Here is a 21,978-nt window from a genome sequence, read left to right as displayed (position 1 = left end):
GTGCTTGCACACAGTGGACATGTCTTGTGATGCTATGACCGCTTTTGACGGATGAGTTGACCGTAGTTGACCGCGAAGAGTTGACCGCAAAGGGGTGGCGTGAACGTGACGGCCAGCACTGCGCCTCAGGTGCCGCCTCAGAACGAGCCGGCCGATACCGGGCCGCGCCCCAGGCCGCAGAGCCGGGGCGCCGACACCCGGGCGCTCACGCAGGTGCTCTTCGGCCAGCTCAAGGGGCTGGAGCCGGGCAGTACGGAGCACACCCGGGTGCGCGGGGCGCTCATCGAGGCGAACCTCCCGCTGGTCCGGTACGCGGCCGCCCGCTTCCGCTCCCGCAACGAGCCGATGGAGGACGTCGTCCAGGTCGGCACCATCGGGCTGATCAACGCCATCGACCGGTTCGACCCGGACCGCGGCGTGCAGTTCCCGACCTTCGCCATGCCCACCGTGGTCGGCGAGATCAAGCGCTACTTCCGCGACAACGTGCGCACCGTGCACGTCCCCCGGCGGCTGCACGAGCTGTGGGTGCAGGTCAACGGGGCCACCGAGGACCTCACCACGCTGCACGGCCGGTCCCCCACGACCGCCGAGATCGCCGAGCGCCTGAAGATCTCCGAGGAGGAGGTGCTGGCCTGCATCGAGGCCGGGCGCTCCTACCACGCGACCTCCCTGGAGGCCGCCCAGGAGGGCGACGGGCTGCCCGGGCTGCTCGACCGGCTCGGCTACGAGGACCCGGCGCTGGCCGGCGTCGAGCACCGCGACCTGGTGCGCCACCTGCTCGTACAACTGCCCGAGCGGGAGCAGCGGATCCTGATGCTGCGCTACTACAGCAATCTGACGCAGTCCCAGATCAGCCAGGAACTGGGAGTCTCGCAGATGCACGTGTCAAGGCTCCTCGCCCGGAGCTTCGCGCGTTTGAGATCCGCAAATCGAATCGAAGCGTAACCGGATCAGGTAGACCGCTTCCGGGTGTTTTCGCGCGCCCCAAAAGCCTCACACCCCCTGTTTCCTGCGCAGATTTGCCCCATTCTTGTCGACAAGTCACTACAGCGCGTTGCCGACATGTGACATTCTGCTGGAACCGCGTTTGCCGCGGCCCCGCCTCCGGTATTCAGGTGGAGGCTGCGTTCCTCGGATGGTCGTGGCCCACCGCGACCGTCAGCGACCTCAAAGGGGGTGGCATGTCCGCAGAACAGGGCAGCTCGAAGGTGCTCACGCTCACGAAGCCCGTGAGCGAACCCTCCGTGCCCGTGGAGAACTCGACGCCCGTCGAGATCCCGACCTCGGGCGCCATCGACACCCGCACTCTGTCCCGCTCCCTGTTCCTGCGGCTGCGTGCGCTCGACGCCCAGGGCAACAAGGGGCCGGAGCGCACCTACGTACGCGACACCCTGATCGAGCTCAACCTGCCGCTCGTGCGGTACGCGGCGGCCCGGTTCCGCTCGCGCAACGAGCCGATGGAGGACATCGTCCAGGTCGGCACGATCGGGCTGATCAAGGCGATCGACCGGTTCGACTGCGAACGGGGCGTGGAGTTCCCGACGTTCGCCATGCCGACCGTCGTGGGCGAGATCAAGCGCTTCTTCCGGGACACCAGCTGGTCGGTGCGGGTGCCGCGCCGGCTGCAGGAGCTGCGGCTCGCGCTCACCAAGGCCAGCGACGAGCTGGCGCAGAAGCTGGACCGCTCCCCCACCGTGCCCGAACTCGCGGCCGTGCTGGGCGTGTCCGAGGACGACGTGGTCGACGGCCTGGCCGTGGGCAACGCGTACACCGCCTCCTCGCTGGACTCGCCCTCGCCCGAGGACGACGGCGGCGAGGGCTCGCTGGCGGACCGGCTGGGGTACGAGGACAGCGCCCTGGAGGGCGTGGAGTACCGCGAGTCCCTGAAGCCGCTGCTGGCCAAACTCCCGCCCAGGGAGCGGCAGATCATCATGCTGCGCTTCTTCGCCAACATGACGCAGTCGCAGATCGGCGAGGAGGTCGGCATCTCCCAGATGCACGTCTCGCGACTGCTCACCCGCACCCTGGCCCAGCTGCGCGAGGGCCTGATCGCCGACTAGGGAAGGTCCGGCGGGATGCCGCCGGACTTCCTTCGTACGTCACACAAGTACCGTGACGCCCTTCCTTGTTGACGGAGTGTCAGACACACTGGCGCGATGCGACGAAGGCGGGCGAGGCTGTTCGTGGCGGCGCTCTGCGTGGGCGGGGCGCTGACCGCGTGCGGCGGTTCCAGCGGCGGCGACGGCTACACGGCCCTCGGCTCGGCCGACGGCAGACCCGGCGGCTCCCCGACGGGCGCGGTCCCGCCGTCCGGCACGGTGCGGCTCGTCCCCCTGGACGGCTCCGCGCCGCCCTCCGCGGGCTCCTCCGCACCACCGGCGCCCTCCGGCTCCGCGGGAGCGCCCGCGAGCGGGACGACGGGCGGCGGTGCCGGTACGGGCGGTGGCGGCACCGGTGGCGGTGGGGCGAGCGGCGGAGGCGGATCCCCCGCGGGCGGCGCTCCCGGCACCACGGGCCCCGGAAGCGGTACGGGAGGCGGTACGGGCGGTACGAAGCCCGGCGGACCGGCACCGGGCACTCCGGCGCCCGGGACGCCCGGGCCGAAGCCGACGCCGGCCCCGGAGCCCACCCCGGCCGGGCCCGCCGTACTGCGCCTGGGCGAGCCCTCCCGGGGTGCGCTGGACCAGCGGTGGTGCGAGCGGGTGACCGTGGAGTTCCGCAACACCGGTGGCTCACCGGTGCGTTCGGGCACGGTCACCTTCGCGACGCACATCATCGGCGCGCTGGGCGTCGACTGGGCGACCCGGGAGTCGAGCCAGCCGCTGCCCGCGCCGATCGCGGCGGGGGCGGTGCGCACGCAGGCGTACACGGTGTGCGTGGACGCCTGGCGGGTGCCCCTGGGCATGCACATCGAGACCCGGGACGTCACCGCCGCCTGGAAGTAGGGACGGGGGAAGGGAAGGAGGGGACGGGCCGGGTCAGCCGAGCGCGAGCCAGGCCACCGCGGCGATGATCACGACGGCCGCGATCACTCCCGCGATGACGCCGACGCGCGGACCGGACCTGGCCGGGGCCGCCGCCGCGCGGGGACGCCCCTGCGGGGCCCCCTCGTCGACGAAGGCGCGGAACATCTGGGTGCTGCCCGCGGGGTCGTGGTTGCCCTCGGGGCCCGGCTGCGGGGCGTGGGGGTTGTGTGCCATGGGCCAGGACCCTAGCGAAGTGGGGTGAGTTGGCCCAACCCCGAGGCGGCCCCCGGTCTCCTTGACCGGAACATGAGACTCCTTTGCCAGGACTTTAGGGCCCTTCGCCCCTTTTTCGTTTGCCTTCAGCAACCAATCGCTTCTATGGTTGCCCTAAGCAACAAGATGTCGGGGGTGCCCATGGCCGAGCGGAGTCAGTACGAGGAACTGGCCCGGCAGATCAGTGCCGTGGGTGCCGTGAAGCGCGGCGTGGCCCGGATCCTCCCGCCCGAGTGCCCCTCGGGCTCCGCGGCCGTACTGACCCTCCTGGACCGGTACGGAGAGATGCGGCTCAGCCGTCTCACCGAACTGATGGCCATCGACATGTCGGTGACCAGCCGGCACGTGGCCCACGTGGTGGACCGCGGCTGGGTCGAGCGCTCGCCCGACCCGGACGACCGGCGCTCCCGCATCCTGCGGCTCACCCCCTCCGGGCAGGACCTGCTCGACGACCTCGGCCGTCGCACCACGGACCTGTTCGCCCACTACCTCAAGACGTGGTCCGACGACGAAGTCGGACAGCTCAACCAGATGCTGGCCCGCCTGCGCGCCTCCTTCGGAGACTGCCGGGTCGCCCACATATCCCGTACCGAATAAGGAAGTTCATGGCTACGACCACACCAGCCGGTGTGCGGGGCGGCCACCACGCCAAGACCCACGGCGGTGACGGCGCGCCCATGTCACACCGGCAGATCATGGAGGCGCTGTCCGGGCTCCTGCTCGGCATGTTCGTCGCGATCCTGTCGTCGACGATCGTCTCCAACGCCCTGCCGCAGATCATCAGCGACCTCGGCGGCGGTCAGAGCGCCTACACCTGGGTCGTCACCGCGGCCCTGCTCTCGATGACCGCGACCACCCCGCTCTGGGGCAAGCTGTCCGACCTCTTCTCCAAGAAGCTGCTCGTCCAGATAGCCCTGGTCATCTACGTCACCGGCTCGGTCGTCGCCGGTCTGTCCCAGAACACCGGCATGCTCATCGCCTGCCGCGTGGTCCAGGGCATCGGCGTCGGCGGCCTGACCGCCCTCGCCCAGATCATCATGGCCGCCATGATCGCCCCGCGTGAGCGCGGGCGCTACAGCGGCTACCTCGGCGCCACCTTCGCCGTCGCCACCGTCGGCGGCCCGCTGCTCGGCGGCGTCATCACCGACACCAGCTGGCTCGGCTGGCGCTGGTGCTTCTACGTCGGCGTGCCGTTCGCGATCATCGCGCTGCTCGTCCTGCAGAAGACCCTGAAGCTCCCGGTGGTCAAGCGCCAGGTCAAGGTCGACTGGGCCGGCGCCCTGTTCATCAGCGCCGCCGTCTCGCTGCTGCTGGTCTGGGTCACCTTCGCGGGCGACAAGTACGACTGGCTGTCCTGGCAGACGGCCGCCATGGTCGGCGGCTCCGTCCTGCTCGGCGCGGTCTTCCTCTTCGTGGAGTCCCGGGCCAGCGAGCCGATCATCCCGCTGCGCCTGTTCCGCAACCGCACCATCACGCTGGCCTCGCTGGCCTCGCTGTTCGTCGGCGTCGCGATGTTCGCGGGCACCGTCTTCTTCAGCCAGTACTTCCAGCTGGCGCGCGGCAAGTCGCCGACGATGTCCGGCGTCATGACGATCCCGATGATCGCCGGCCTGTTCATCTCCTCCACGGTCTCCGGCCAGGTCATCACCAAGACCGGCCGCTGGAAGGCCTGGCTGGTCAGCGGCGGCGCCCTGGTCACCGCGGGCCTCGGCCTGCTGGGCACCATCCGCTACGACACCGAGTACTGGCACATCGGCGTCTTCATGGCGGTCATGGGCCTCGGCCTCGGCATGATGATGCAGAACCTGGTGCTCTGCACGCAGAACCAGGTCGCCCCCCGCGACCTCGGCTCGGCGTCCTCGGTCGTGACCTTCTTCCGCTCCCTCGGCGGTGCGGTCGGCGTCTCGGCGCTCGGCGCCGTGATGGCCAACCGCGTCACCCACTACGTCAAGGACGGCATCGCCGACCTCGGCCCCAAGGGCGCGGCGTTCGGCCACGGCGGCACGGGCAGCGGCGGCATCCCGGACCTGGACAAGATCCCGGAGCCGTTCCGCACGATCATGGAGAGCTCCTACGGGCACGGCGTCGCCGACGTCTTCCTCTACGCGGCGCCCTTCGCCTTCCTCGCCTTCCTGGTGACCCTGTTCATCAAGGAGGTCGCGCTCAAGAGCTCGAAGACCGCCGAGAACGCCGAGGCCCCCGCCGCGGTGCCGGCCCAGGCCGGACCCGCCGAGGCGCTCGCCGCCCCGGCCGCCGTGACGGCACCGGCCGCGGCCGACACCCTGGAGGCACCCGTGCCCGACGGCACCCCCGTCACCGGCGTGGTGCGCGGCGCGGAGGGCGCTCCCGTCGCCCGCGCCGCGGTCACCCTCATCTCGCTGGGCGGCCGCCAGCTGGGCCGCTCGGTGGCCCGCGAGGACGGCTCGTACGCCCTGGCCGCCCCCGGCGCCGGTTCGTACGTCCTGATCGCCGCGGCCGACGGCTTCCAGCCGCAGGCGTCCACCGTCGTGGTGGGCGAGCAGCCGCTGGCGTACGACGTGCTGCTCTCCGGCACCAGCGGCCTGGCCGGCCTGGTGCTCGGCGCCGAGGACCGGGCCCCGGTCGACGGCGCGATGGTCATCGTCACCGACGTGCGCGGCGACGTGCTGGCCACCGGCAAGTCCGCCGAGGACGGCACCTTCGCCTTCGGCGAGCTGGTCCCTGGTCCGGTCACCGTCGCGGTGAACGCCGCCGGGTACCGCCCGCTGGCCCTGCCGGTCGAGGTCGGCGGCCAGGGCACCACCCGGATCGAGGCCGCGCTGCAGGCCGGTGCCCTGGTCCAGGGCACCGTGCGGGCCGGCGCCGACCGGCGCCCGCTCACGGACGCCCGGGTGACCCTGGTGGACGCCGCGGGCAACGTGGTCGCCACCTCGACGACCGGTGACGACGGCGCGTACGCCTTCGCCGACCTGACGTCCGGCGAGTACACCGTCATCGCGACCGGCTACCCGCCGGTGGCCGGGACGCTCTCGGTCGCGGGACGCGGCGTGGACGGCCACGACATCGAACTCGCCCACCCGGGCGAGTGAACGGCTCCCGGTCGCGCTTCGAGCGGAGGCGCGACCGGGCGGGGCGGCAGGCAGGGGACGGCCTGCCGCCCCTTCTTGATTTCCCGTCCGCGGGGGAAGCCTCCCCGCGACACGGGTACGGGCACGGAGAAGTACGGAGAGACCGGGCATGGGACTGCACGCACAGGTACGGACCCGCGACGGCTGGGCGGTCCAGCACGCCGTGGTGACCGTCACGGACGCGAGCGGCGCGCAGGTGCTGCGCGCCCAGGCCGACGAGAGCGGGACGGTGGGCGGCGCGACGGCGCTGACCCCGGGCCCGTACACCCTGATCGTCACCGCCGTCGGGTACGCGCCGGTGGCCTCCACGGTGATCGTCACCGCGAGCGGCCGCGCCGACGCGGGCACCGTGGTGCTGGCCCGCGCGGGCGGCGTCGAGCTGCCGCCGCCGGGCCCCTGGACGCTGGACCCGGCGCACTCGTCGGTGGGCGCGGTCGCCCAGCACCTGGGGATCTCCAGCGTGCACGGCCGGTTCACGGAGTTCGGCGGGCGCATCGAGATCGCCGAGGACGTGCTGTCCTCGCGGGTGGACGCGGTGATCGAGGCCGGCTCCATCGACACCGGCAACGGGCTGCGCGACAAGCACCTGAAGTCCCCCGACTTCCTGGACGTGGAGCGCTTCCCGCAGATCACCTACCGCTCCACCGGACTGGACCCGGCGGGCCCGGACCGCTGGACCGTGCACGGCGAGCTCGCGCTGCACGGGGTGCTGCGCCCGGTGGACCTGGACCTGTCCTACCTGGGCACCGGGCCCGACCCGTGGGGCGGGGTGCGCGCGGCCTTCCGGGCCACCGCGGAGCTGCGCCGCGAGGACTTCGCGATGAACTACAACCAGGTCGTGCAGGCGGGCGTCGCCGCCATCGGCACCACCCTGCGCGTCGAGCTGGACGTCCAGGCGGTGCAGGGCGACGGGCTGCCCCAGGCGTAGTCACGGCGACGGCACCACGGGGCCGGGGGCGCTCAGCGGCGCGGGTGGACGTCACCCGGCGGCGGGGCGCCCCCGGTGCGTTCCGCCCGGCCCCGGGGCGGTGGCTCACTCCGCGCGGGCCGCCTGGACGATCCGCACGGCGATGTCGCGCAGCTTCACGTTCTCCTTCTGGGAGGCCCGCACCAGCCGGTCGAAGGCCTGGGCCGCGTCCATGTCGAGCCGGGCCATCAGGATGCCGGTGGCCTGCCCGATGATGTCGCGGGTGTGCATGGCCTCGGTCAACTGCTCCTGGACCACGGCCGACTCCAGGGCGAGCGAGATGTGGGCGCACAGCAGCCGGCCGAGCCGGACGGCCGGCTCGCCGAAGGCCCTCGGCTTGCCCGCGTACAGAGTCAGGACGGTCAGCGCGCGGCCCCGGGCGCTGAGCCGCAGCGAGAGCATGGAGCGCAGCCCGAGCCCGACCAGCGCGGCCCCGTCGCCGTCGGCGGCGGAGGTGTCGTCCAGGACGGCCAGCGGGGCGGTCCACAGGCCGCTCCAGTGCGCGGCGGCCCCGGGGCCCGCGTAGTGCGCGTCGGCGGCCCGCACGGCGTCGGAGGTCCAGGCGGTGGTGCGGACGTCCTGCGGCTGGTGCACCAGGGCGACGCCGGCGTGGTCGGCCTCGGGGACGACGTCCTGGGCCAAGTGCACGGCGGCGCTCATGATCGCTTGTGGGCCGTCGCCCGGGCGCAGCCCCGCGGCGGCCTCGGCGATGGTCTCCGCCAGCCGGAATTCGGCAGGGGAAAACGGCACATTTCGATCTTCAGACGCAGTCACCACGAACCTCTTCGGCATGCACGGGCCGACCGGCCCGTGCGCAGGAGAGCTCCGCAGCACATTCCTGACTGCGAGCAAAGGACGGACAGACTCTATCCGCTTCTGACGTGCTGTGAAGCATTCTCGTCCCGCTCTGGATCCGACCGCCGCCGCGTGCTGCAATGGGCAGCGGGTCAGGAAGCGGCCGCGTCCGTCCGTGCCCGCCGACCACCAGGAGAGGCCGTGGCCCCCAACCCCCTGCACGCGCGAGATCTTTCGTACTGCACCCTCGTCACGATGCCGCCCGAGGTGGACCTGGCGAACTGCCTGGTCCTGTACGAACAGGCCGCCGCCATCGTCGCCGCCCGGGCCGGCGGGCTCGCCGTCCTGGTCCTCGACTTCACCGCCACCGAGTTCCTCGACACCCGCGGCACCTGGCTGCTGGAGACCCTCCTCGACCGGATCCGGGAGGCCGGGGCCGAGCTGCGCCTGGTGGCCCCGGAGGGCCTGGTGAACCGGGTGCTGGCGATGACGTCCGTACGACGGGACGTGCCGGTGTACGACGCCGTGCTCGACGCGGTCCTCGGCGAGGACCCGACCTGGCAGGACGGCCCGGAGCCCGACCCGGACCCGGACCCGTCCTAGGCGGTGCCGCCGCGGGCCACCAGCGCCTCGATCCCCGCGATCTGAAGCCCCAGCGCCACCTCGAAGTCCCGGTCGCGCATCTCGGCGACCGTGCCCCCGCCGCGGGCCTCCAGCGCCGACTCCGCCCAGCCGAACCGCTCGTCGTAGCCGGGCTCCTCGCGGACGGCCCCCATCGCGTACTCGACGTACTCGTCCTGGGTCTTGCCGGCCGCGGCGCAGCGCTGGCGGAAGTGCCCCTCGATCGTGCCGAACCCGTACACGAACTGCATGAGCGAGGCCAGCGCCCCGGAGCGCACCGGCAGGGGCAGCCCGGTGTCGGCGAGCAGTGCCTGGGTGGCGCGGGCGAACTCCAGCGCCTGCGGGCCGATGTTGAGGAAGGTGCCGGTCAGCGGGGAGACCCAGGGGTGGGAGACGATCAGGGAGCGGTAGGCGGTGGCCAGCTCCCGCAGCCGTACGCGCCAGTCGGCGCCGGAGTCCGGGTCGGGCAGGACCATCTGGCCGTGGACCCGGTCCAGGGCCAGTTCGAGCAGGTCGTCCTTGGTGTCCACGTACCAGTACACGGACATCGCGGTCACGTTGAGCTCGGCCGCCAGTTTGCGCATCGAGAACCTGGCGAGGCCCTCGGCGTCCAGCAGGCGCACCGTGACCTCGGTGATCCTGGCCAGGTCGAGCCCGGACGGCTGCTCGGCCCGCCGGCCCCTGGGCGCCTTGCCCTGGAGCCACACACTCGTCCGCCCTGCCGACGCCATGCCGGCCACCTCCCGCTTCCCGCTCGTTCCCGGGCGGGCGGCCCGGAATAGCCCGGTCCGCCCGCTTCGATGCTAGGCCCTCACAAAGCCCCCGCCCGCGCGTTCACCCCTTCCCCGGCCCCATCCCCGGACCGCTCCGCCCGGCGCAGCAGCAGCGCCGCGAGCAGGCCGCCCGCCAGCACCGCCGCCGCCCCCGCCAACTGGCTCGTCCGCAGGCTGTCGGCGAAGGCGTCCGCCACCCGGGCCCGCTCGGCCGTGCCCCGCGCCGCCGCCAGCGCCGCGGGCAGCGAGGCCGCCGGGACCGCGACGAGCGCGGCGAAGCGGGAGTTGAGGACGGCGCCGAGCACGGCGACGCCCAGGCCGTTGCCGAACTCCGCCAGGGTGCCGTTGATCCCGGCGCCCACGCCCGCCTTCTCCGGCGGGATGGCGCTCATGATCGCGTTGGCCATGGCGGGCATTGACAGGGCCACGCCCGCGCCCATCACGACCAGGCCGGCGAGCATCCCGGCGTACCCGTGCCGCCCGCCGAGCACCGCGATGGCGGCGAGCCCGGCCGCCACCAGGGCCATGCCCAGGGCGATGGTGGCGGGGGTGCCGAGGCGGCCCACCAGCCGCGGGCCGAGCCCGGTGAGGTTGAGCAGCACCACGGTGAGCGCCAGCGGTGCGGTGCGCAGTCCGGCCTGGAGGGGTCCGTGGCCGAGGACGAACTGCAGGTGCTGGGTGAGCAGGAACAGCGAGCCGGTCATGCCGAAGGCGACCAGGATCGCGCCCGCCACCGCCCCCACGAACCGCTTGTTGCGGAAGAAGTGCAGGTCCAGCATGGGGTGTTCGGTGCGCAGCTCCCACCACACGAAGGCGCCGAGGAACAGCAGCCCGGCCAGCGCGGAGAGGACCACCCGGGAGGACGTCCAGCCGTGCTCGGGCCCGGTGATGATCGCGAACACCACGGCGGTCATGCCGAGGGTGGACAGCAGGGCGCCCGGCAGGTCGGGACGGTCGCCCGCGCGGTGCTTGGACTCCGGCACCAGCGCGACGACGGCGACCAGGCCGATCACCGCGACCGGGATGTTGACCAGGAAGATGGCGCCCCACCAGAAGTGGTCGAGCACCAGTCCGCCGATCAGCGGACCGGCCGCGAAGCCGAGCGAACTGACCGTGGACCACAGGGCGATGGCCTTCACCCGCTCGGTGTCGTCGAAGATCTGCACGACGACGGCGAGGGTGGTGGTCATCAGCAGGGCGCCGCCGATGCCCATGCCCGCGCGGGCGGCGATCAACTGCCCGGAGTCCTGGGCGAGTCCGGCGGCCAGCGAGCCGACGCCGAACACGGCGAGTCCGGTGACCAGCATCAGCTTGCGGCCGTAGCGGTCGGCCGCGTTGCCCGCGCTGAGCAGCAGGCCGGACTGGACCAGGGAGTAGGCGTTGATCATCCACTGGATGTCGGCGGTGGAGGCGTCGAGTTCCCGGGTCAGGGAAGGGATCGCCACGCTGAGCACGGTGTTGTCGAGCAGCACGGTGAGCTGGGCGAGGCAGATGACGCCGAGGATCAGCCAGCGTTGGGGGTGGCCGCCGGCGGGGGCGGTGGGAGTCTCGGCGGCGGTGGCCGTCATGCGGGCTCCTTGCGCTTGTGCGGTGTACGGAACAGCTTCCCGTACACCGTACAAGTAATCACCCTACGCTGTATAAGAGTTTCCCGGCCGGTACGGTCCGGGCGGCGTCCCGCCCCTCACTTCTCCCGCGTGAGGTCGTACAACGTCACGCCGTCCACCGTGACCTGCCGGAACGTCGACTCCACCCAGCTCGCGATCGAGGAGCCGGCGCCGCCGCCGGGGCCCCCGCGATTCCCGCCGCGCTCGCCGCCGCCGATGAAGTAGCGCACCCGGCCCTGCGCGACGTACTGCTTGAACTGCGCGAGGGTCGGTGACGGGTCACTGCCGTTGAAGCCGCCGATCGCCATCACCGGCTCCCCGGTGGCCAGTTGGTAGCTCGCGGCGTTCTGCGAGCCGACCGCCGCGGCGGCCCAGGTGGAGGACCCGGCGCCCCGCTTCAGCGTCTCGGACACCTCCGAGGACACGGTCGCGCCGTTGAGCAGCCCGCCCATCCCGCCGGGCCCGCCGGTGAACAGCTCGGCCCGCCGGCCCTGACCGCCCCCGCCCGGGAACTGCCCGCCACCGGGCAACTGCCCCTGCCCTGGCCCGCCCTGGCCCTGCTGCCCGGCCTGCGGGGGCTGCCCGGCCTGCGGGGGCTGCCCGGCCTGCGGGGGCTGCCCGCCGCCGAACCGGCCACCGCCCGGGAAGCCGCCACCACGACCGCCCCGCATGCCACCGGGGCCGCCGCGCGCCGCCGCCGGGCCCGCCGTGACGATCGAGCCCGTGTGCGCGGTGCCCACCGTCGGGAGGGTGTACGCGACCGGGCCGGCCAGCCCCGCCACCAGCGCCGCGCCCGCCGCGCCCAGCGCCAGCCGGCGGCCCAGGCGCCCCGCGAGCAGCAGCCCGGCGGCCGCCGCGAGGCCCACGACCAGCACCGCCCAGCGCAGCCACGGCAGGAAGTCGGGGGTGCGGGCGAGCAGTTCGTACGCCCAGAGCGCGCTCACCGCGGACGCCACCGCCAGCGCGGCCGACGCGGCGAACCGGGAGCGCTCCTCCCACAGCACCGTCACGCCCATGCCGACCAGGGCCGCCAGGTACGGCGCCAGGGCCACCGTGTAGTACTCGTGGAAGATGCCCGCCATGAAGCTGAAGACCGCCAGGGTCGCCAGCAGCGCGCCGCCCCACACCAGGAACGCCGAGCGCGCGGTGTCGGTGCGCGGCGCCCGCCAGGTGACCACCAGGCCCGCGACGAGCAGCACCAGCGCGGCCGGGAGCAGCCAGGACACCTGACCGCCCACCGCGTCGTTGAACATCCGCCCGGCGCCCGTCTCGCCCCAGCCGCCGCCCCGGCCACCGCCCCCGCCGCCCACCGAGCCGGTCTCGTCGCCGCTGATGCGGCCGAGCCCGTTGTAGCCGAAGGTCAGCTCCAGGAAGCTGTTGTCCTGCGAGCCGCCGATGTACGGGCGCGAGGAGGCGGGCCACAGCTCCACGACCGCCACCCACCAGCCCCCGGTGACCAGCACCGCGAGACCGGACAGCGCCAGCTGGCCCAGCCGCCGCCGCAGCGGGGCCGGGGCGCACACCGCGTACACCACGGCCAGCGGCGGCAGGATCAGGAACGCCTGGAGCGTCTTGGCCAGGAACGCGAGCCCGACCGCGGCCCCCGCCAGGAGCAGCCACTTCGTGCGGGCGTCCTCCAGGGCGCGCAGCACGAAGTACACGGTGACGGCCATCAGCAGGGCGAGCAGCGCGTCCGGGTTGTTGAAGCGGAACATCAGCGCCGCCACCGGGGTGGTGGCGAGCACCGCGCCCGCGACCAGGCCCGCCGCCGCGCTGAAGCGGCGGCGCACCGCCGCGTACACCACGGCGACCGTGCCGACGCCCATCAGCACCTCGGGCACCAGGATCTGCCAGGAGCCGAGGCCGAAGAGCCGTACGGACAGGGCCATCGGCCACAGCGCGGCCGGGGGCTTGTCGACGGTGATGGAGTTGCCCGCGTCGGAGGAGCCGAAGAAGAACGCCTTCCAGCTCTCCGAACCCGCCTGGACGGCCGCCGAGTAGAAGGAGTTGGCGTAGCCGGAGGCGCCCAGGTCCCACAGGTAGGCGAGCGCGGTGACGAGCAGCAGGGCGAGCAGCGCGGGCCTGGCCCAGCGCGGGTCGCCGGGGCGCCCGCGCCACAGCCGGGCGGTCAGGGCGGCGGCGCGCGGGGCCGCGGGGGCCGGGCGGGCGCCGTCGTAGGTGGTGGTCATGGGTTCTCCCCCGTGGTGGTGGTCACGGCCGGCGCGCGGCCGGCCGGGTCGTCGGCGCCCCGGTCCGGGAAGACCCAGGCGCGCAGCAGCAGGAACCGCAGCACGGTGGCTGCCAGGTTCGCCGCGATCAGCACGGCCAGCTCGGTGGCGTGCGAGGGGTGCCCGGTCGCCGCGGCGAGCGCCGCCAGCGAGCCGCTGGTCAGGGCCAGCCCGATGCCGAACACCACCAGCCCCTGGGCCTGGTGGCGCACGGCCCGCTCCCGGCCGCGCACCCCGAAGGTGAGCCGCCGGTTGGCCGCGGTGTTCGCCACGGCCGACACCAGCAGCGCGCCCGCGTTGGCGAGCTGGGGCCCGGCGGCGGTGCGGAAGAGCGAGTACAGGAGCAGGTAGAGGAGCGTGGAGAGCGCGCCCACCACGCAGAAGCCGAGCAGCTGGCGGGCGAGGCCGCGCGGCACACCGCTCAGCCGCCGGTCGCGCGGGTCGTCGCCGAACGGCCGGACCAGCCGGTCCAGCGGCAGCGAGCCGGTCGCCAGCGCCCGCCCCACCCGCCACACGCCCCTGAGGTCGTCGGTGGCGGTGCGCACCAGGTGCACCGAGGAGTCCGGGTCGTCGACCCAGTCCACCGGCACCTCGTGGATGCGCAGGCCGGCCCGCTCGGCCAGGACCAGCATCTCGGTGTCGAAGAACCAGCCGGTGTCCTCGACCATCGGCAGCAGCCGCTGGGCCACGTCGCGCCGGATGGCCTTGAAGCCGCACTGGGCGTCGGAGAAGCGCGCGGCCAGCGAGCCGCGCAGGATCAGGTTGTAGGCGCGGGAGACGAACTCCCGCTTGGCGCCCCGCACCACCCGCGACGAGCGGGTCAGCCGGGTGCCGATCGCCAGGTCCGAGTGGCCCGAGATGAGCGGGGCGACCAGCGGCAGCAGGGCGTTGAGGTCGGTGGACAGGTCCACGTCCATGTAGGCCAGGACGGGCGCGTCCGAGCGGGACCAGACGGCGCGCAGGGCCCGCCCGCGGCCCTTCTGCTCCAGGCGCACGGCACGTACCGCGTCGAGGGACTCCGCGAGCTTCCCGGCCACCTCGGGCGTGCGGTCGGTGCTGGCGTTGTCGGCGACGGTGATGCGGAACCCGTACGGGAAGGTGCGGGTCAGGTGCTCGTGCAGACGCAGCACGCACGGCTCCAGGTCGTCCTCCTCGTTGAAGACGGGGACCACCACGTCGAGCACCGGTACGGGCGCGGGCCGGCCCGCGCCGACCGGGAGGTGTTCCCGGGCGGGCAGGGCCCCCGCTGTCGTGTCGATTGCCATGCCACGACCCTCACGGGCCGCGCTGTCACACCCGTGTGACGTCCCTGTGCCCCGCCTGTGAGTCCCGGGGCGTGGGTAGCGAGACCGCGAACACGGTGCGCCCGGGGGCGCTCCGGACGTCCACCGTGCCGCCGTGCGCGGCCACCACGGCCCGCACGATGGCCAGGCCCAGGCCGGTCGACCCGGCGGCCCGCGAGCGCGAGGCGTCACCGCGCGCGAACCGCTCGAAGACGTGCGGCAGCAGCTCCTCGGGGATGCCGGGCCCGTCGTCCTCGACCTCCACGGCGCACGCCCCGTCCAGCGCGCGCACCCGCGCGGTCACCGCGGTGCCGGGCGGGGTGTGCGTACGGGCGTTGGCCAGCAGGTTGACCAGCACCTGGTGCAGCCGGGCGCCGTCGCCGCTCACCTGCGCCGGCTCCTCGGGCAGCTCCAGGCGCCACCGGTGGCCGGGCCCGGCCGCGCGGGCGTCCGCCACGGCGTCCACCACCAGCGGGACCAGGTCGGTGTCCCGGCACGAGAGCGGCCGTCCCGCGTCGAGCCGGGCGAGCAGCAGCAGGTCCTCCACGAGCCCGGTCATCCGGGTCGCCTCCGACTCGATGCGGCCCAGGGCGTGCCGGGTGTCGGGGCCGGTCTCCTCGCCGCCGCGCCGGGTCAGTTCGGCGTAGCCGCGGATGGAGGCGAGCGGGGTGCGCAGCTCGTGGCTGGCGTCCGCCACGAACCGGCGCACCCGCGTCTCGCTGCGCTGGCGGGCGTCCAGGGCGTGGTGGACGTGGTCCAGCATCCGGTTCAGGGCGGCGCCCACCTGACCCACCTCGGTGCGCGGGTCGGCCTCGGCGGCGGGCACCCGCTCGTGCAGGGCCACCTCACCGCTGTGCAGCGGCAGTTCGCTGACCCGGGTGGCGGTCGCGGCCACCCGCCGCAGCGGGCGCAGCGCCACCCCGATCATGGCGGTGCCCGCGAGCGCGGCGGCCACCAGGCCGGCCCCGGTCACGCACAGCTCGACCACGACGAGCGTGGAGACGGTCTCGGCGACGGCCCCGGCGGGCAGGCCGACCAGGAAGGTGCCGCCGGAGCCCTCGGTGAAGCGCAGCCGGTAGGTGCCCAGGCCGCCGGGCAGGTCCACGGTGTGCGCGGCGCCGTCCCGGGGCACGGCGGCCAGCGCGCGGGACTGCTCGGTGCTCAGCGCCTCGCCCACGGCGCGCGGGTCCTCGGCCCTGACCCGGCTCACGACCGCCTGGCCGAGCCGCCCGTCGGACAGCACCTCCGCGCCGATCGCGCCGGGCCTGCTCAGCACGAAGCCGACCTTCCCCGGCAGCAGGTGGGGGCCGCTCCCCTGCTGCTGGCGGCGCGGCATCGGCGGGTTCGCGGCCCGGTCGGCGACCTCGCCCAGCTCGCTGTCGAGGCGGTCGTAGAGCGAGCCGCGCAGCGCGACGGTGGTCACCGTGCCGATGACGGCGGCGACGACCGCGATCAGCGCGACCGCCGACACCACGAGACGGGTGCGCAGCGACCAGCGCCGCACCGGGCTCACTCGCCCGGCTTCAGCAGGTATCCGGCGCCGCGGCGGGTGTGGATCATCGGGGTGTACCCGGCGTCGATCTTGCGGCGCAGGTAGGAGATGTACAGCTCCACCACGTTGGCCTGGCCGCCGAAGTCGTACGACCAGACGCGGTCCAGGATCTGCGCCTTGCTCAGCACCCGGCGCGGGTTGCGCATCAGGTAGCGCAGCAGCTCGAACTCGGTGGCGGTCAGCCGGATCGGCCGGCCGCCCCGGTCCACCTCGTGGCTGTCCTCGTCCAGCGTCAGGTCGCCGACCACCAGGACGGACCCGCCGCGCGCGGCGACGGCCGTGCCGGAGCGCCGGATCAGGCCGCGCAGCCGGGCCACGACCTCCTCCAGGCTGAACGGCTTGGTGACGTAGTCGTCGCCGCCCGCCGTCAGGCCCGCGATGCGGTCCTCCACGGCGTCCCTGGCGGTGAGGAACAGCACCGGCACGTCGGGCCGGTCGCGGCGCAGCCGGCCCAGCACGGAGAGCCCGTCCATGTCCGGCAGCATGACGTCGAGCACCACCGCGTCGGGCTTGAACTCACGGGCGGCGCGCACCGCGCCGGCCCCGTCGCCCGCGCTGAGGACCTCCCAGCCCTCGTAGCGCAGGGCCATCGACAGCAGTTCGGAGAGCGGGGCCTCGTCGTCCACGACGAGCACCCGGACCGGGGCGCCGTCCGGCCTGAGCAGTGCGGGGTGCCCCTGGGGCTTCCTGGGGGTGCTCGGCATCGTCGTCGTCATGGTGGCCACGCTCCCGGCGGGCCGTGAAAGGGATCTTGCGCGAATCTGTGAATTGCCTGAGAATCCGCGGCCCGGTCAGCCGATCAGGGCGAGCCCGTTGTCGTGGCAGACCCTCCGCAGCCAGTCGTCCCCCAGGTCGAGCCGCTCCAGGGCGCGGAGCTGGTGGAGGTAGGGGTAGGGGATGTTCGGGAAGTCGCTGCCCAGCACGACGCGGTCGCCCAGGTCGGCGAGCCGGGACCGCTCGGCGACCGGGAAGGGGGCGCGGCGCTCGCAGAAGTCGGTGAAGGCCATGGTGGTGTCCAGGCACACCCGCTCGTAGCGCACGGCCAGGTCGAGGAAGTCGCCGTACTCGGGCATCCCCAGGTGCGCGACGACCAGCCGCAGCCGGGGGTGGCGGGCCAGCACCCGGCCGACGGGTCCGGGTCCGGTGTGCTTGCCGGGGGCGGGCCCGGAGCCGCAGTGGGTGACGACGGGCAGCCCGGCCTCGGCGAGCAGGCCCCAGACCGGGTCGAGCAGCGGGTCGGCCGGGTCGAAGCCGCCGACCTGGACGTGGCACTTGAAGACCCGCGCCCCGCCCTCGACGGCCTCCCGCACGTACGCCTCCACGCCCTCCTCGGGGAAGAACGTCGCGGTGCGGGCGCAGTCCGGGGTGCGGGCGGCGAAGTCGGCGGCCCAGGCGTTCAGCCAGGCGGCCATGGCGGGCTTGTGCGGGTAGAGCATGGAGGTGAACCGCAGCACCCCGAACTCCCGCAGCAGGGCGAGCCGCCGCTCCTCCTCGACCCGGTAGGTGATGGGCCACCCGGTCCCGGTCAGCGGCCCGGCGGAGTCGAAGTAGGCCCACACCTTGTCGAGCACCCGCGCGGGCATGAAGTGGGTGTGTACGTCGACGAGCCCGGGAATCCCGAGCCCGGCGGCGAACTCCCGGACGCGCACTGCCTCCTGGTCATCCATGGCCCCCACACCTATCAGGTGGTACGGGACCTAGAACAGCCCCTCCTGGACGCCCGGGTCGATCGGCCGCACCGGGACGGTCACCGGGGCACCCGGGTCCGCGGCCGCCAGCTCCCAGCCCCGTACCAGCCGGGTGTCGAGGACCACCACGCCGCGCTCCGCCGTCCACAGGTGCAGGTCGGGCCCCGCCGCCGCGACCAGCCGGCCGCCCACCGTGCCGTCCGCCACCAGCTCCGTGACCACCGCCGCCACCGGCTCCGCCGCCTCCAGGCCGAACGCCGCCACCTGGTCCACCGGCGCGAACCCCAGCGGCTCCAGCGACTCCGCCCAGCCGGGCAGCGAGAGCGCGCGGGCGTGCAGCGCGGCCAGCTCCGCCTCCCGCTCACCGGGCCCCGGCAGCTCGGCGCGGACGGTGCGCTTGCGGGCGTACGGAACCCGGTCGGGCACGCCCAGCGCCGCCTTCAGCAGCTCCTCGGTGCGCCGGGCGGCCATCAGCGGCCCCCGCCCCAGCCAGGCGTACGCCACCGCGCCCTGCTCCAGGAGCCGGGTGCCGCCGCGCTCCTCGGCGGTGATCCCGACCTTCAGCAGCCCGGGCCCGAACCACGCCAGGTAGACCCGGAACACCCTGGGGTCGTCCGCCACCGTGTCCGCCGCGATCGAGTGGGCCCGGTCCAGGCGCGCGCACTCGGGGCACTGCCCCCCGGTGCTCCGCCCCGGCGTCCGCGCCGCCGACGGACAGTCGTGGCCCCGCGCGCCCAGGCAGCGCCGCTCCCCGACGGCCCGGAAACCGATCTCCCTGCCGTACGCGAGCGGACTGACCCTGCCGCCCCGCCACCCGAGCCCGGGCACCCCCTCGGCCCACCCCAGCCCCCGGCACACCCATCCCACGCCCGGCACCTCCCGCACTCCGGCAACGCGAAAGGCCCCCGGATCTCTCCGGGGGCCTTCCTGGCTGTGCACTCGGCAGGATTCGAACCTGCAACCTTCTGATCCGTAGTCAGATGCTCTATCCGTTAAGCTACGAGTGCTTGGCTTCCCGGCTGTTTTCTTGCCGGTCGGCGTTGCGGGAACAACATTACATGACCTGCGGCGTGACGCGAAATCCATCAGCCAGAGCCGACCTGACCTGCACAAATGCCTCTGGGGAGCCTCTGCCGGGCCGCGCCTGCGCACCCCGGGAACGACGAAGCCCCGGCCGACTGGCCGGGGCTTCGATCTTGCGGAGGCGGAGGGATTTGAACCCTCGATGGGCTTTAAGACCCAAACCGCATTAGCAGTGCGGCGCCATAGACCGGACTAGGCGACGCCTCCAGCACACCCACGCGTGCGCGGATGTTGCGTGCAGATGATGACACAGGCCGATGCCCTGTCACCAATCGTCGTCCACGGTACTAGGCGCGTGCCCCGCATCGCAAAGCCCCTCCGCCCGCGCAACGCCGGAGGCGCCCCCGCGTTAGACGGGGGGAGACGTCACCCGCCGGAAGCCCCCGGGAGTTCGCATGCCGCACCGCCTCGTCCTCGCCGCCGCCGCGTCCCTCGCCGTCCTCGGCGCCGCGGCGGGCACCGCCACCGCCGTCGGTGCCGGTGACTCCGGGCCCCTCCCGCTCCCCCTGCTCTCCCCGCTCTCCCCGCTCTCCCCGCCGGACTCGCTCACCGTCACGGTCGCCGACTCCCGCACCCCCGGCGGCGACGGCACCTGGACGCTCACCTGCGGGACGCCCGTCGAGGGCAGCCACCCGGCCGCCCGGGGCGCCTGCGACCGGCTGGAGCAGCTGGCCGCCGAGGGCCGGGACCCGTTCGCCCCCGTACCGCCCCAGCAGCTGTGCACCCAGCAGTACGGCGGCCCGGCCACCGCGCGGGTGACCGGGACCTGGCAGGGCCGCTCGGTGGACGCCCGCTTCAGCCGGACCGACGGATGTGAGATCGGCCGCTGGAACAACCTCGCCCCGCTGCTTCCGCGCACGGGGGCCTGAACGGCCGCCGCACGGCGTCATAGCGGCTGGTCAGTGCGGGGATTTCGTGCCGGTGTCCTACGCCACGCGCACAGAACCCCGGAAAGAGCTACGCCGCATCCGCCGTCACACCCGGCGCCCCAGCGCTTAGACTCCCCTCAGTGACAGGCCGCGGCCCGCCCCGAGCGGTGGGCCCGCCCGTCCGCAAGGTGCAGCAGGCCAGGGAGGAAGCGTCGTCGTGAGCAGCAGGCCATCCCGAGGCGCTGCTCGCCTCGCAGCCATACTCGACGCCCTGCCCGACGGGCTGGTGCTCGTCAACTGCAACGGCACGGTCGTCAGCGCCAACGCCGTCGCCCTGGAGATGTTCGAGTCCCCGGGCACCGCGCTCATCGGACGGGGCCTGCTCGACCTCCTCCCCGGCTTCGACTCCCGGCTGATCCCCGGCTCCATGCGCCGCGCCGACGTCGCCGACGACCGGGGCCGCACCAAGCCCGCCCGGATGGTCGCCCGGCGCACCGACGGCGTCGAGTTCCCCGTCGAGGTCAGCTCCGCCGGCCTGGAGGACGGCCGCGAGGCGTACGACGCGTACAGCGGCTACACCGGCGACGAGCTGCTGATGATCGTGGTGCGCGACCTCGCCGGCGCCCTGGACACCGAGGCCGAGCTGGCCCGCTCCCAGCGGCAGACCGAGATGATCCTGCGCGCCGCCGCCGAGGGCGTGGTCGGCACCGACACCGACGGCCGGATCGTGCTGGTCAACCCGGCCGCCGCGCAGATCCTCGGCTACCGGGCCAGCGACCTGGGCGGCAAGGAGCTGCACACGCTGGTGCTGCACTCCCGCGAGGACGGAGAACCGTTCCCCTACGAGGGCTCCCCGCTCTCCGACACCCTGAAGTCCGGCCGCAAGCACCGGGTGCGCGGACAGGTCCTGTGGGCCAAGAGCGGCGACCGGGTGCCGGTGGACCTGACGACCGCGCCGGTGCGCGACGGGGACCAGCTGGTCGGCGCCGTGCTGACGTTCACCGACCGGCGCCCCTACGAGCAGCAGGCCGAGGAGCACGCGGCCGAGCTCGCCGGGCTGCGCGCCGCGCACGAGGCCGAGCGGGAGAAGCACGCCGCCGAGCTGGCCGACCGGCGCGAGCGGGCCGCCGCCGAGCTGGAGAAGCAGGCCGAGCTGGTCGAGGAGCTGACCGCCCGGCACGCCCAGCTGACCGCCGTGCTGGGCGAGTCGCTGCGCGGCCCGCTGGAGGAGCTGCGCGGCGAGCTGGGCACCCTGGCCTCCGACCCGGCCGGACAGCTGTGGCCCGAGGCCAACCAGGTCCTGCACCACCTGGCCGCCGGGTACGCCCGGATGACGACCCTGATCGACAACGTGCTGGGCTTCCAGCGGCTCGGCGCGGGCACCGAGGAGCTGCGCAAGGACCTGGTGCTGCTCGACGCGGTCGTCTCGGCCGCCGTCGAGGGCGCCGTCGAGCTGATCGGCCCCGGCCGGGTGCAGTTCGCCGTGCACGCCCCGCCGATCGAGGCCGAGCTGGACGGCGGCCGCCTCGCCACCGCGCTGGCCCACCTGGTCGCGGACGTGGCCGGGGTGGACTCCACCGGCAAGGCCCGGATGGCGCCCGGCCAGGCGTACGGCGACTCCACGATCGTGGTGGCCGCCGCCCAGCGCGGTGACGTCGTACGCATCGAGGTGCGCGGCCCGTACGCCGGGGGCGACCCGGTGCACGCCCCCCTCGTGCGCGGCATCGTCGCGGCGCACGGCGGGGTGCTCCAGACCCACGAGGTCCCGGGCGCCGGCAGCGCGTACGTCCTGGAACTGCCCCTCGGCGACGGCTCGGGCACGGTCGCCCCGCCGGAGCCCGACGGCGACGACGAGCCGTCCGGCACGGCCGCGGACGGGCCCGCCCTGCCCGCGCAGCAGAACCGCGGGACCGCCCCCGAGGGCGGCACCTCCGGCGGCGGGCGCCGCCGCCGGGCCTCGACCGACGCGTTCCTGGACGCCCCGGTGCTGCCCGCACAGGACTCCACCGGACCCGCGCAGCCCACCGGGCGGCGCCGCGGGCGGCCCGCCGAGGGCGCCGTGGTGACCGCCGCCGAGGGCGCCCAGGAGCGTCCCGCGCTGGGCCAGACCGTGCCGCCGCAGGGCGTGCCCGGACCGGCCGGGCGGCGGGCGCGCGCCCGGGAGGC

At 74.1% G+C, this 21,978-nt stretch carries 19 protein-coding genes and 2 tRNA genes; 9 read left to right on the top strand and 12 right to left on the bottom strand.

Translation table 11 applies throughout. The features are described 5' to 3' along the window. Positions 1-105: 105 nt before the first annotated feature. The 3 genes from ABT160_RS19075 (at position 106) to ABT160_RS19065 (ending at position 2,945) form a co-directional block, all read left to right on the top strand. The gene (locus tag ABT160_RS19075; protein ID WP_502984260.1) at positions 106-945 is read left to right on the top strand and encodes an RNA polymerase sigma factor SigF; all 840 of its coding nucleotides are present in this window, start codon (positions 106-108) and stop codon (positions 943-945) included. 236 nt (positions 946-1,181) lie between these two features. Continuing rightward, the gene (locus ABT160_RS19070) at positions 1,182-2,060 is read left to right on the top strand and encodes an RNA polymerase sigma factor SigF (protein WP_351648830.1); all 879 of its coding nucleotides are present in this window, start codon (positions 1,182-1,184) and stop codon (positions 2,058-2,060) included. A gap of 96 nt (positions 2,061-2,156) precedes the next feature. After that, positions 2,157-2,945: a hypothetical protein gene (locus tag ABT160_RS19065; RefSeq protein ID WP_351648829.1), complete on the top strand. Its 789-nt coding sequence runs from the start codon at positions 2,157-2,159 to the stop codon at positions 2,943-2,945. Between the two features lie 33 nt (positions 2,946-2,978). Here the strand turns inward: ABT160_RS19065 and ABT160_RS19060 are convergent, their stop codons facing one another. Then, the gene (locus ABT160_RS19060) at positions 2,979-3,200 is read right to left on the bottom strand and encodes a hypothetical protein (RefSeq protein WP_351648828.1); all 222 of its coding nucleotides are present in this window, start codon (positions 3,198-3,200) and stop codon (positions 2,979-2,981) included. Positions 3,201-3,380: 180 nt separating this feature from the next. Here ABT160_RS19060 and ABT160_RS19055 point away from each other — a divergent pair, with 180 nt between their 5' ends. The 3 genes from ABT160_RS19055 to ABT160_RS19045 all read left to right on the top strand — a co-directional run bounded on the left by ABT160_RS19055 (position 3,381) and on the right by ABT160_RS19045 (position 7,274). After that, positions 3,381-3,836, top strand: a complete 456-nt coding sequence (locus tag ABT160_RS19055) for a MarR family winged helix-turn-helix transcriptional regulator (RefSeq protein ID WP_351648827.1) — start codon at positions 3,381-3,383, stop codon at positions 3,834-3,836. Positions 3,837-3,916: 80 nt separating this feature from the next. After that, on the top strand, positions 3,917-6,307 hold the full coding sequence (locus ABT160_RS19050) for an MFS transporter (protein WP_502984263.1): 2,391 nt from the start codon (positions 3,917-3,919) through the stop codon (positions 6,305-6,307). Between the two features lie 148 nt (positions 6,308-6,455). Beyond that, entirely contained in the window at positions 6,456-7,274 is an 819-nt protein-coding gene (locus ABT160_RS19045) for a YceI family protein (RefSeq protein ID WP_351648825.1), read from the top strand. Positions 7,275-7,379: 105 nt separating this feature from the next. Here ABT160_RS19045 and ABT160_RS19040 read toward each other — a convergent pair whose 3' ends face one another. Beyond that, a complete protein-coding gene (locus ABT160_RS19040; protein WP_351648824.1) occupies positions 7,380-8,063 on the bottom strand; it encodes a GAF and ANTAR domain-containing protein in 684 nt (227 codons plus the stop codon). Positions 8,064-8,309: 246 nt separating this feature from the next. Here ABT160_RS19040 and ABT160_RS19035 point away from each other — a divergent pair, with 246 nt between their 5' ends. Then, positions 8,310-8,711 (top strand): STAS domain-containing protein, encoded by a 402-nt coding sequence (locus ABT160_RS19035; RefSeq protein ID WP_351648823.1) that lies wholly within the window; start codon positions 8,310-8,312, stop codon positions 8,709-8,711. Here the strand turns inward: ABT160_RS19035 and ABT160_RS19030 are convergent. The 10 genes from ABT160_RS19030 to ABT160_RS18985 all read right to left on the bottom strand — a co-directional run bounded on the left by ABT160_RS19030 (position 8,708) and on the right by ABT160_RS18985 (position 19,150). Further along, on the bottom strand, positions 8,708-9,460 hold the full coding sequence (locus tag ABT160_RS19030) for a TetR/AcrR family transcriptional regulator (protein ID WP_351648822.1): 753 nt from the start codon (positions 9,458-9,460) through the stop codon (positions 8,708-8,710). The genes ABT160_RS19035 and ABT160_RS19030 overlap by 4 nt on opposite strands. Before the next feature lie 80 nt (positions 9,461-9,540). Next, entirely contained in the window at positions 9,541-11,070 is a 1,530-nt protein-coding gene (locus ABT160_RS19025) for an MFS transporter (protein ID WP_351648821.1), read from the bottom strand. A 116-nt stretch (positions 11,071-11,186) separates the two neighbouring features. Further along, a complete protein-coding gene (locus ABT160_RS19020) occupies positions 11,187-13,298 on the bottom strand; it encodes a glycosyltransferase family 39 protein (RefSeq protein ID WP_351648820.1) in 2,112 nt (703 codons plus the stop codon). Continuing rightward, complete coding sequence (locus tag ABT160_RS19015) at positions 13,295-14,602, bottom strand: bifunctional glycosyltransferase family 2/GtrA family protein (RefSeq protein WP_351648819.1); 1,308 nt, start codon at positions 14,600-14,602, stop codon at positions 13,295-13,297. The genes ABT160_RS19020 and ABT160_RS19015 overlap by 4 nt, the downstream gene beginning before the upstream one ends. A 25-nt stretch (positions 14,603-14,627) precedes the next feature. Beyond that, on the bottom strand, positions 14,628-16,133 hold the full coding sequence (locus ABT160_RS19010) for a sensor histidine kinase (RefSeq protein WP_502984262.1): 1,506 nt from the start codon (positions 16,131-16,133) through the stop codon (positions 14,628-14,630). Continuing rightward, positions 16,130-16,888: a response regulator transcription factor gene (locus ABT160_RS19005; protein WP_502984259.1), complete on the bottom strand. Its 759-nt coding sequence runs from the start codon at positions 16,886-16,888 to the stop codon at positions 16,130-16,132. The genes ABT160_RS19010 and ABT160_RS19005 overlap by 4 nt, the downstream gene beginning before the upstream one ends. A 75-nt stretch (positions 16,889-16,963) precedes the next feature. Beyond that, a complete protein-coding gene (locus tag ABT160_RS19000) occupies positions 16,964-17,839 on the bottom strand; it encodes an amidohydrolase family protein (protein ID WP_351648818.1) in 876 nt (291 codons plus the stop codon). Positions 17,840-17,869: 30 nt separating this feature from the next. Further along, positions 17,870-18,727 carry a DUF2797 domain-containing protein gene (locus tag ABT160_RS18995; RefSeq protein ID WP_351648817.1) on the bottom strand — a complete coding sequence of 286 codons (858 nt, stop codon included), beginning with the start codon at positions 18,725-18,727 and terminating at the stop codon, positions 17,870-17,872. Between the two features lie 67 nt (positions 18,728-18,794). Beyond that, positions 18,795-18,867: transfer RNA gene (locus ABT160_RS18990), tRNA-Arg, on the bottom strand. A gap of 192 nt (positions 18,868-19,059) precedes the next feature. Next, positions 19,060-19,150: transfer RNA gene (locus tag ABT160_RS18985), tRNA-Ser, on the bottom strand. Positions 19,151-19,338: 188 nt separating this feature from the next. Here ABT160_RS18985 and ABT160_RS18980 point away from each other — a divergent pair. Continuing rightward, complete coding sequence (locus ABT160_RS18980) at positions 19,339-19,812, top strand: SSI family serine proteinase inhibitor (RefSeq protein ID WP_351648816.1); 474 nt, start codon at positions 19,339-19,341, stop codon at positions 19,810-19,812. 217 nt (positions 19,813-20,029) lie between these two features. Further along, on the top strand, positions 20,030-21,978 hold a 1,949-nt coding region (locus ABT160_RS18975; protein ID WP_351648815.1), incomplete at its 3' end, for a PAS domain-containing protein.

Source organism: Streptomyces sp. NPDC001941 (assembly GCF_040296945.1).
Taxonomy (GTDB): Bacteria; Actinomycetota; Actinomycetes; order Streptomycetales; family Streptomycetaceae; genus Streptomyces.
Note: the sequence above shows the minus strand (reverse complement) of the source record. Positions and strands in the feature narration are given on the sequence as shown.